The sequence below is a fragment of the Bacillus sp. VA13 genome (assembly GCF_055710085.1).
Genome location: NZ_JBVQPP010000001.1, coordinates 279,321 through 289,095, shown reverse-complemented (window position 1 = coordinate 289,095; position 9,775 = coordinate 279,321). Strand labels below are relative to the sequence as shown.

1 protein-coding gene (running past one end of the window) is annotated in these 9,775 nt (G+C 46.2%); it reads right to left on the bottom strand.

All coding sequences use genetic code 11. The features are described from left to right. Positions 1 to 4: 4 nt before the first annotated feature. Positions 5 to 9,775, bottom strand: the 3' portion of a protein-coding gene (locus AC0C66_RS01310; RefSeq protein ID WP_461845564.1) for a type I polyketide synthase. It continues 3,939 nt past the right edge of the window; only the last 9,771 of its 13,710 coding nucleotides appear in the window; its start codon lies off the right edge, out of view — the gene reads right to left on this strand; its stop codon occupies positions 5 to 7.

Sequence of the window (9,775 nt, the reverse complement as noted above, 5' to 3'; positions counted from 1 at the left end):
TCTCTTATTTGAAAGTTTTCCAAAACATATCTTTAGGAGCCCCCGTGTCTGAAAGCACTTTTTTCTGCACAGTTTGAGCTGATGGTTCTGTTAAAACGGGCTGACGATGCAATTCCGGCAGAGGCAAAGGTTTTCTTCTGATTGGACGCCCAGCCGAGTCTTTCCAAGCTTCTACAATCAGATGGACATTCGTTCCGCCATCGGCAAAGCAATTGATTGCCGCAGCTGGCGTTGTTTCGCTCCACTCGGTTTGCGATTTACAAAAATACAAATCTGTCTCTTCTATATCAAAATACGGCATGTTTTCGTCACCTGACAGGAATGGAACCAATTGTCTATGTTTCAGCATTAAAGCAACTTTAATCAGGCTCGCTATTCCTTCAGCACATAAAGGGTGGCCGATGTTAGGTTTCACTGATCCAAGCCCTAATGGCGCCTTTGACCCAGAGCGGTAAATGGCTTGAATCGCCTTCAGTTCAAGTAAGTCTGTTACTGCTGATCCCGAACCATTCGCTTCGAGATAACTGATCTCTTCAGGCTTTTTGCCGCTTTTTTCAAGCGCTGTCTGCATGACATCCTTTTGCGCCTCGAGATTCGGTGAAGATGGGCCTGCCGTTCTTCCGTCATTGTTAATAGCAGCGGCTTTAATGACTGCGTATATGGAATCTCCGTCTTCGAGTGCTTGGCTGACGGTTTTGACGAGAACCATACCCACGCCTTCTCCTAAAATGACACCGTCTGCCCGCTTATCAAAAATATGGAATGACGGTTTGTCACATAAAAGTCCGCGCTCCTGAAACATTTGATGCGCATCAGCATCAAGCAAACTGACGCCGCCCACAACCGCTGCCTCAATATCTCCGCTTCGGAGAGCCTGAATGGCCATATTCAGCCCGACCAGCGCAGAGGAACAAGCGGTATCCAAGACAATACTTGGGCCCCTTAAGTCAAAAAATTGTGAAATGTTAGCTGCTAAATAGTTTTGTCCGCCAGCCACAATCGGATTTCTTGCTTTTGAAAGACTGGACGGATCAGGCTTGTGCTGGCTGCGGCCTCCTATATAAACACCAGTCCTCATGCCTTTCACTTCTTTCTCTGTATAACCGGCGTGATACCACAGTTTCAGGCTTTCCTCCAATACAGCCAAAGCTTGAGGATCCATCGCTCTGACATCATTCTCGGACATCATGAAGAAATCATGATCAAATCGGTTCATTTCATCAATGAGACCCCCGTAATTCGAGCTGGAATGCCCGAATCGTTCAGGCGGTACAGGTTTAATCGCAGACCGTCCATCACGTATTAAATCCCAGTATGCCTCAAGCGTTTCCGATTCAGGGAACCTGCAAGTAAGACCGATGATGGCGATATCTTCTGTAAGACCCGCCGTTTTTACATGACTTATCTGTTGCGGCTGCTGTTCTGGCAGTGGCGTCTGTTTCATTGCTGGTTGTGCCTTGACAGGTGTCTGTTTCTCAGGAACAGATCGATGCAAAATAGCTGATACATCATATTTCGATATGAGCCAGTTTGCAAAGGATTCTATTGTCGGATATTCAAACAAAATCGACGGATCAATATCTCCATTTAATGTTTGATTCATCTGCTGTACCAGCTGAGCCAATATAATCGAGTCGATTCCGTATTCTTGGAAAGGCTCATCCGTTTCAAAATCTTCAGCTGCTATCTTCAATTCATCTGAAAATAGAGTTACAAGCCAGTCGACTGTTTCAAGGAACAGGTTTTGAGTGTCAGCTTGCTTTTTCGTCTCAGGATGTGAGAGAGCTTCAACAGGCCGTGACGGCTGTATAAGCTTGTCCGGCTTACATACATTTGTATCTTGGATTACCGGCAGCACGACAGCATGCTGTGTATCGGATAGAATCTGATCCAGCAGCTGTAATCCCTCATCGTTTCTCAAGCTTACCAATCCCGTTTGTTCTAAAGCTTTGCTGCGAACCTCACCTAAACCGGTTTCCTTCCAGTTAGGCCACTGAATGCTGACAATTGGACATTCATCTCTATGCGCCTCTGCAAAATAATCCATAAATGCATTCGCCATCGCGTAATCAGCTTGTCCGGCTGCAAGAATAGGAATGGCCGCTGATACTGATGAAAACAAGGCAACAAACGCCAACGGTTCACCTTTGAGCAGATCAAACAACGTTTGCAGGCCTTCGACTTTCGGTTCAAGCACCTGTTCGATCTCTTCTAGTGATTTTCTGATAAATGCCGGATTATGTTTGTTCACCTTCCCGGCACAATGGATGACTCCGCCAATCGGCCCCATTGTTTCGTGTATGGTCTTCAGGCTCTGTGCGACAGCAAATGAATCGGCCAGGTCCAGAGACAGCACTTGAACATCCGCACCCATGGCTTCTAGCTCTTGAATCGCATTTATTTTCTCAGCAATCGAGGCACTTTTTACTGAATTCCACTGGTCACGCGGCGGCAGCTCTTCACGGCCGATGAGCACCAGGTGCTTAACACCGTATGTTTTCACAAAATGCCGCGCACACAACGAACCGAGACCTCTTGTCCCGCCTGTAATGAGCAGGACTTTTTCTGCTGGAAAGGATACTTGCTTCTGATAAAGGCCGGCAGCGTCTGCTGGCTGCTCTGCCAAATGTGCGCGATAACGCTTGCCGTCTCGATAACAGACTTCTGATTCTGTGCTATTGGCATAAAACTCGTCTGCAATCTGTTTGGCCAGCTCCTCATGAGAGGCTGCGCAATCCATATCTGCGTGTCTTGATGTAAGGTGGCTGTACTCGCTTTGAAGCATGCGATATAAACCGGCCCGTGAAGCACCAGACAAATGAACAGCTTTATTTTCGAAAGACTCCAGCCCTTTCGTTACACCCAAGATCGTCAAACGATACTTACTTGTACGTCCTTGCTCGATCAGCTTTTGGAGCCAGTTTATCCAGCTTATCGACTGCTCATGGCTCGTACCGCACCCGATCAGATCGATTGCTCCAGAGATATGTTCAAAGCCTGCAGCAGATACATGACCGAGCTCTTGACTGTCAAATATACGGTAATTCGAGAAATACTTCGAAAGCTCTGCCGCTAATGCCGTTGTCTCCTCGTTTGCTAAAATGGCAACGGTTTGATTCGTACGTTCTACTGATTCAATCGGACAATGCTGCCACTGTTTGCGCAGAAAGCAGTGCTTAGTAATCGGTTCGGAGTAAGGCTGTGCTGAACCACTGTTTTCGGGCTTGTCTTCTTGATGTGGCAGCCAGTAATACTCTTTTGCAAACGGATAAGCAGGCAGACTGATTCGGCGAGGCATGTGAGCTCCATAAAGTCCGTTCCAATCGATCTGCAGCCCTTTCACCCATAATTCCGCTACTTTCTCCAGCCTTTTCTTCTCTATCCATGTTTGCAGCAATGCTTTGGCATCATGATCTGTTTCAAATAGCTTGATTTCACTTTTCTTCGCTTTCACGTGAGCGGCAAATATGCTGTTGTTTGGCACATCCGCTAAATAATCACCTAAAGCTTTGATAACCGCTTCTTTCGAATCCGCCAAAAACGCCATCCGATAATCCATCGCTTCCCGGCCGGTTTGTAGCGTATATGCCATATCCTCCAAATCAATTTCTTCTATTGAATTTGCGTAATCTTTCATTACTTTTGCATAGGCCTTCAATTGCTGCTCTTTTTTCGCTGAGAGTACAAATAATGTTGAATGATGCTGCTTTGTTAATTGATCATTCCTCTGTTCAGGCTGATATTCTTCTATCACGATGTGGGCATTCGTCCCGCTATATCCGAAAGAGCTGACACAGGCTCTCCTCGGTTTTCCATCGGCCGATTCCCAAGGCTTAAGCTCCGTGTTTACATATAAAGGAGAATGCTCAAATTGAAAATGCTCATTCGGTGTCGTGAAGTTCAATGTCGGCACCAGGGTTTTGTGGTTCATACACAATAACACTTTTTGAACACTAGCTACTCCGGCCGCCGCGGATGTATGGCCAATGTTACTTTTGACTGAGCCGATTGCACAAAACTGTTTTTTGTCTGTTTTTTCTTGAAATACGGTGGACAAAGCCTCTAATTCAATTGGATCCCCTTGTTTCGTTCCGGTACCATGCATTTCTACATAACTGATACTCTCAGGATCTATGCCATATGTTTCATATATATCTCTTTCCAGATCCATTTGGCTTTTCGCACTCGGTGCCGTGATTCCGTTTGTTTTCCCGTCCTGATTAATACCTGAGCCAATGATGATGCCATAAATATGGTCACGGTCTGCTTCTGCATCTTTCAGCCTTTTCAGAACCAGCGCACCCGCACCCTCGCCGGGCACAAAACCATTCGCACCATTATCAAATGCTTTACATTGTCCATCAGGTGAAAGCATGCCGGCCTCACACATACTGATGTAAGATTCCGGCGTCAGGTATAAGCTGACACCGCCAACCAGCGCCATATCAATTTCTTTGTTTATGAGTGCCTGTCGCGCTAAATGTGTGCCGACCAAAGAAGATGAGCATGCGGTGTCAATAGGAATAGCAGGCCCTTTTAAATTAAGAAAATACGGAATACGCGCCGCGGCGATCGCAAAGCTGTTCCCGGTGGCGTTTGCTCTTGCCTGCCGATTCAGCATGACCCCATACTCATTGCTCATAATGCCAAGATAAACGCCGCATCTTTTCTCATTTAATGTTCGGGCGTTATATCCAGCGTCCTCAAAGGCTTTATAGCCTTCCTGCAAAAATATTCGGTGCTGCGGATCCATCAGTTCAGCTTCTGACGGCGGGATATTAAAAAACAACGGATCAAAATCTTCAATATCATCAAGCATCCCCATTGATTTGCAATAGACTTTCCCTTTTTTGTTCAAGGCAGGATCATAGTACTGATCAACATCCCACCGTGATGTTGGAATGTCCCGAATGGCATTTCTCGCATGAACCAGGTTATCCCAATACTCTCTTACATTACTTGCGCCCGGGTACCTTCCCGACATCCCGACAATGGCTATCGCATCCTCCCGGTGATCTTGATGAATAGGGGCAGGTTTCTTCTCATGTTCTTCCTTTATTGGATATTGAACAGACTGAAGCGGACGCTCTGACGGCTCTGCCTTAGGCAGTGCCGCCGGCTGTTTAACAGCTTCAGAGGGATCATTCTGTTCTGTCAATTCTTGTTTTCTATCGAGATGAGTTCCAAGCTCAGACTTTAGCATCTCGGCAAAATTGTGTATCGTTGGATAATCATACACTTTGGTGACTGAAAAGGACGTGCCATACTGCTTATTCACAGCTTTTATCCATTCGAGCCCGGTAATCGAGTCCATTCCGATATCAATGAATGCTTCGTCAATATCCACCTCATGCGGCTCCATGAATAACACGTCTGCTATGCTTACCCTCAATTCTTCATACAGCGTTTCAATTGCCCCAGTATTTTGGCTTGATGCGGATATTTGAGCTGCTGCATATTGAATAGTTGCTGCAGGTTCTTCCTGCAACGGCTGATGATGCTCTAACGGCTGCAGGGAGATATTGTCCGGTTTAGCAGCAGGTGCTGCTGTTTTCTGTTTCATCGGTGCGTACGTCCCCGTTTGCTTCGGGGCTTCGCTTTCTTCTGTTTTCTCTCTGGCTTGTGCGCTTAACTCATGTGCTAAGTAAACAGCGAAATCACGTGTTGTCGGATAATCATAAACCTTGGTGACATTTAGTGATGTCCCATACTGTCTATTTATTGCTTTTATCCATTCGAGTCCTGTAATCGAATCCATTCCGATGTCTATGAATGCGTCGTCTGGGTCAACCTCGTTTTGTTCCATGTACAGCACTTCCGCTAAGCTCGCCGTTAGTGCATCGCACAATTCTTCCGCCGAGATCGTCTCTGATTCTGTATCTGATGGAACCAGAGATGCTGTACGCTGCAAACGATCCTGATTGGCCATTAAAGGCTGTAACGTGATATTGGCAGGCTTGCCGCTGGCTTCTCTCACTTTAGACGGATTTTGTATGACCGGCTGTACCTCAGCAGCTGGGTCCACCGTTCTTTTTTCCTCAGCCTTTGTTGCATTAACTTCTATCCAATAGCGATCTCTTGCAAAAGGATAGGCAGGTAGACTGATGCGCCGCGGTTTCTGATCCTGATAAAGCGTGTCCCAGTCGATACGCAAGCCTCTTACCCAAAGGTCTAAAACCTTCGCGTACTTTCCTTTTTTCATCCATGCCTCGATTGTTTTTGACATATCTTCATCAGCGGCAAAAGCGGCAATGGATTCTTTGTTGCGTTTCACTTGTCCTCGATAGACAGATTCACGATCTTCTGTTCCTGAGACACATTCATTCAACTTTTCTTCAAGCTCCTGCATCGTTTCCACAACGAACGCCAGGCGATCATTCATCGCTTCACGCCCGACTTGCAGCGTATAGGCGATTCGGTGCAAATCAGCTTCATCATATCGTTGTTCACGAATGGCATGCAGCAATCGTTCCGCCCGTTTCTGAAGTTTTTCCTCATTTTTTGCTGAGAGCACAATGACAGCTGGCTGTTTCCCTGCTAGGGAACGTTCCTGCCCAGATTCCGGAACATACTCTTCTATTAAAATATGGGCGTTAACTCCCCCAGCGCCAAATGAAGAGATGCCTGCGATTCTCGGATATTCGATGTCTTTACCATTGACAGAAATGATTGGCCTCTTCCATTCTTCTAGCTCTTGCTGTACTTTAAACGGTGAGTTATGGAAATCAATATTCGGGTTCAACACGTTTGAATGTAGGGAAGGCGCCAGTTGCCTGTTTTTCATTTGGAGCAATACCTTCGTTAATCCTGCGATACCTGCTGCACTCTCACAGTGCCCGATATTTGATTTGGCTGAGCCTATTGCACAAAATTGTTTGTCATTCGTTTGTTGCGTAAACACTTTGGACAGCCCTGTCATTTCAATAGGATCTCCGAGAGACGTTCCCGTGCCGTGCGCTTCGATATAACTGACTGCCCGCGGGTCAACCTTTGCTTCCACAAATGCCTTTTTGATCACATCTGCTTGGGCGTTCGGGTTGGGAACTGAGTAACCGTTTGTTTTTCCTCCGTGGTTAATGGCTGTCCCCTTAATGATTCCATATATGTGATCGCCATCTTCAACGGCTTTAGACAATGGCTTAAGAAGAACTGCTCCAACACCTTCACCCGGCACATAGCCGTCTCCACCCTCTCCGAAGCTTTCACATCGGCCTTTGCTGGACATAAATTTGTTCTGCCCAAGCATCAAATACTTATTGGGGTGGATTGAAACATTCACGCCGCCCGCGAATGCCGCCTCACACTCTCCGCGCTGCAAGCTTTGGCAGGCCAAATGAATAGCAGTTAAGGAAGAAGAACACATGGTATCCAAAGCAATACTCGGCCCATGAAAATCAAAATAATAAGATACCCGGTTCGCGATGGATGATGGATTCCCTGTTAACGCCAGAGACCTGCCGCGCACCTGCTCTTGCGCTCCGTAGAGCTGGTATTCTTCGTACATGACCCCGACGTACACCCCGACGCTTCCGCCAAGCTCCGAATTACGCTTACGGCCAAGATGATCCCTTGTATATCCTGCGTCTTCCATCGTTTCATACACACACTGCAAAAATAAACGCTCTTGAGGGTCCATTAATTTTGCTTCACGGGGCGAAATATGGAAAAACTGCGGATCAAACTTGTCTACATCCTTCATGAAGCCGCCCCACTTGCTGTAGGTTTTTCCAGGCTTGTCCTTATCTTCATCATAATAGAGACTATGATCCCAGCGATCTTCAGGAATTTCCGTAATACAGTCTCGTCCGTCCCTCAGGTTTTCCCACAATTCATAGATGTTGTCTGCCTGAGGATAGCGCCCTGAGATACCAATGATTGCAATTTCCTCTGTTTCCTTTTTTCTCGGCTGCTTCTGCCCTTTTTCTTGCAAAGGAAAGAATCCGGACTTTCTTGGGGCAACAGAGATTTCTCTCCTTTCAGGCTCTGAATCTGTTTTTCTATTCTCCGCAGCAGAAGGTTTGTCTGTTTCAATTTTCAAGATGTCCAGCAGCTTTTCTCGGTGGGAATCAGTAAAATACCGGGTTAATGACCGAATATCCTGGTACTCAAAGAACAATGTCTTAGACAAAGATCCAAATACTTTTTCTAATTGACCCGTTACATGCATGATCATAATAGAATCGATCCCGTAATCCTCGAGAGGAGCTTCAGCATCAATCTGGCCGGCCGGCAGCTTGATAACCGAAGAAAGCACTTGTTTCACATAATTCTCAGCTTTTTCTCTCAATGTCTCTTCATCGACTCCCAGGACAATGTCCGCTCTTTCCGTATTCTGATTGACATTTCTATTCTTCATATTGTGAGATGGATCTTGACCATGTCCCGTTTCATATAAAAATGCACGTATCCGATTGGCAACACCGGAAGCCACTAATACTTGCGGCTTTCCTAACACCCAGCTATGATATAGCGCCTGAATCCCTCGCCTTGTTTCCATGGCTACCATGCCTGTTTCTTTTGTCAGCATCCTCGCAGTTTCAGCATCAATACGCATGCCCCCGTCTTTCCACAGCGGCCAGCATACCGAAAGTGTTTTTCCGTAACGTTTGTCCAGCGCTGCTTGACCATTTCGATATTCGCTGAATGCATTCATAAATGCATTCGCCATTGCATAATCAGCCTGTCCCGCACTTCCCACTGCTCCTGCACCTGAAGAAAAAAGGATAAAGAAATCAAGCGGAATATCTTTCGTTGCTTCATCAAGATGAATCAGACCGGCTACTTTTGGAGCGAGCACGGTTTGAACTTCTTCTTTCTTTTTCTTAATAATGAAATTATCTTTTATCATACCGGCGCTATGAATGATGCCGTCCAGGCCGCCGTAAGTGTTTTGGATCTCTATTATTAAGGCATCAACAGCTTGTTTCTCTGTCAGATCCGCCTGTCTGTAAACCGCTCGGACGCCAAGTTTCTGCAGCTCTTGAAGCATCACCTGCTTCCTTTCATCGAGAGGAGAGCGACCAGTCAGGATCATAACAGCATCATTCGTTTGGTTTGCGATTTCATTTGCAAAGATGAAGCCAAGGCCGCCTGCACCGCCTGTCATCAGATAAACCCCTTTATCTTTCCATGGCATGTCAGCACTTAGGTGCTCACCAGACGTTTCTTTCCATTTGCTTACAATACGTTTTCCTTGCCAGTAGCGGATATGTGTGTCAAGAGGACAGCGTCTGTTTTCTTCCAATATTTCGTATAGGCCACTAGCAGATATCCCGGTATCTAATTCAATCAGCTGTCCCGTCAGTTTGGGATTTTCCAGTTCAGCCGTTTTGAGCAGTCCGGTTAAGCCGCTTAATAGCTGCGGCTCGTTCAACGCAGGCACCGCCACTTGAATGAATGTATGTCCCCCGGTTTTCGAGTGCAGCAGCTGTTTGATTTCTTCAAATAATTGTACGGCGTATGCTTCAAACCTTTCATCAATTGCCGCTGTATGATGATGCAGGACTATACAGTCAAGATCGTTTCGGATGTTTTCCATTTGTTCTCCAAAATCACAGATAACGACTTTATGTGTCTCGTACGCTATAAACTCTTTCTTCTCGTCAGGAGCATTTTCTTCCCAAACGTGTTCAAACAGCAGCGTGTCAATTGTCTCAGAAGGATTTTCTGTATCTGTTTCTAGCACTCTTGCAGAATAGCCCTTCATCTGCACGCAAACCTGCCCCTCTTCATTGCACAAATCGATATCAAGCTTCTGCATGCGATCCCCAGCTCC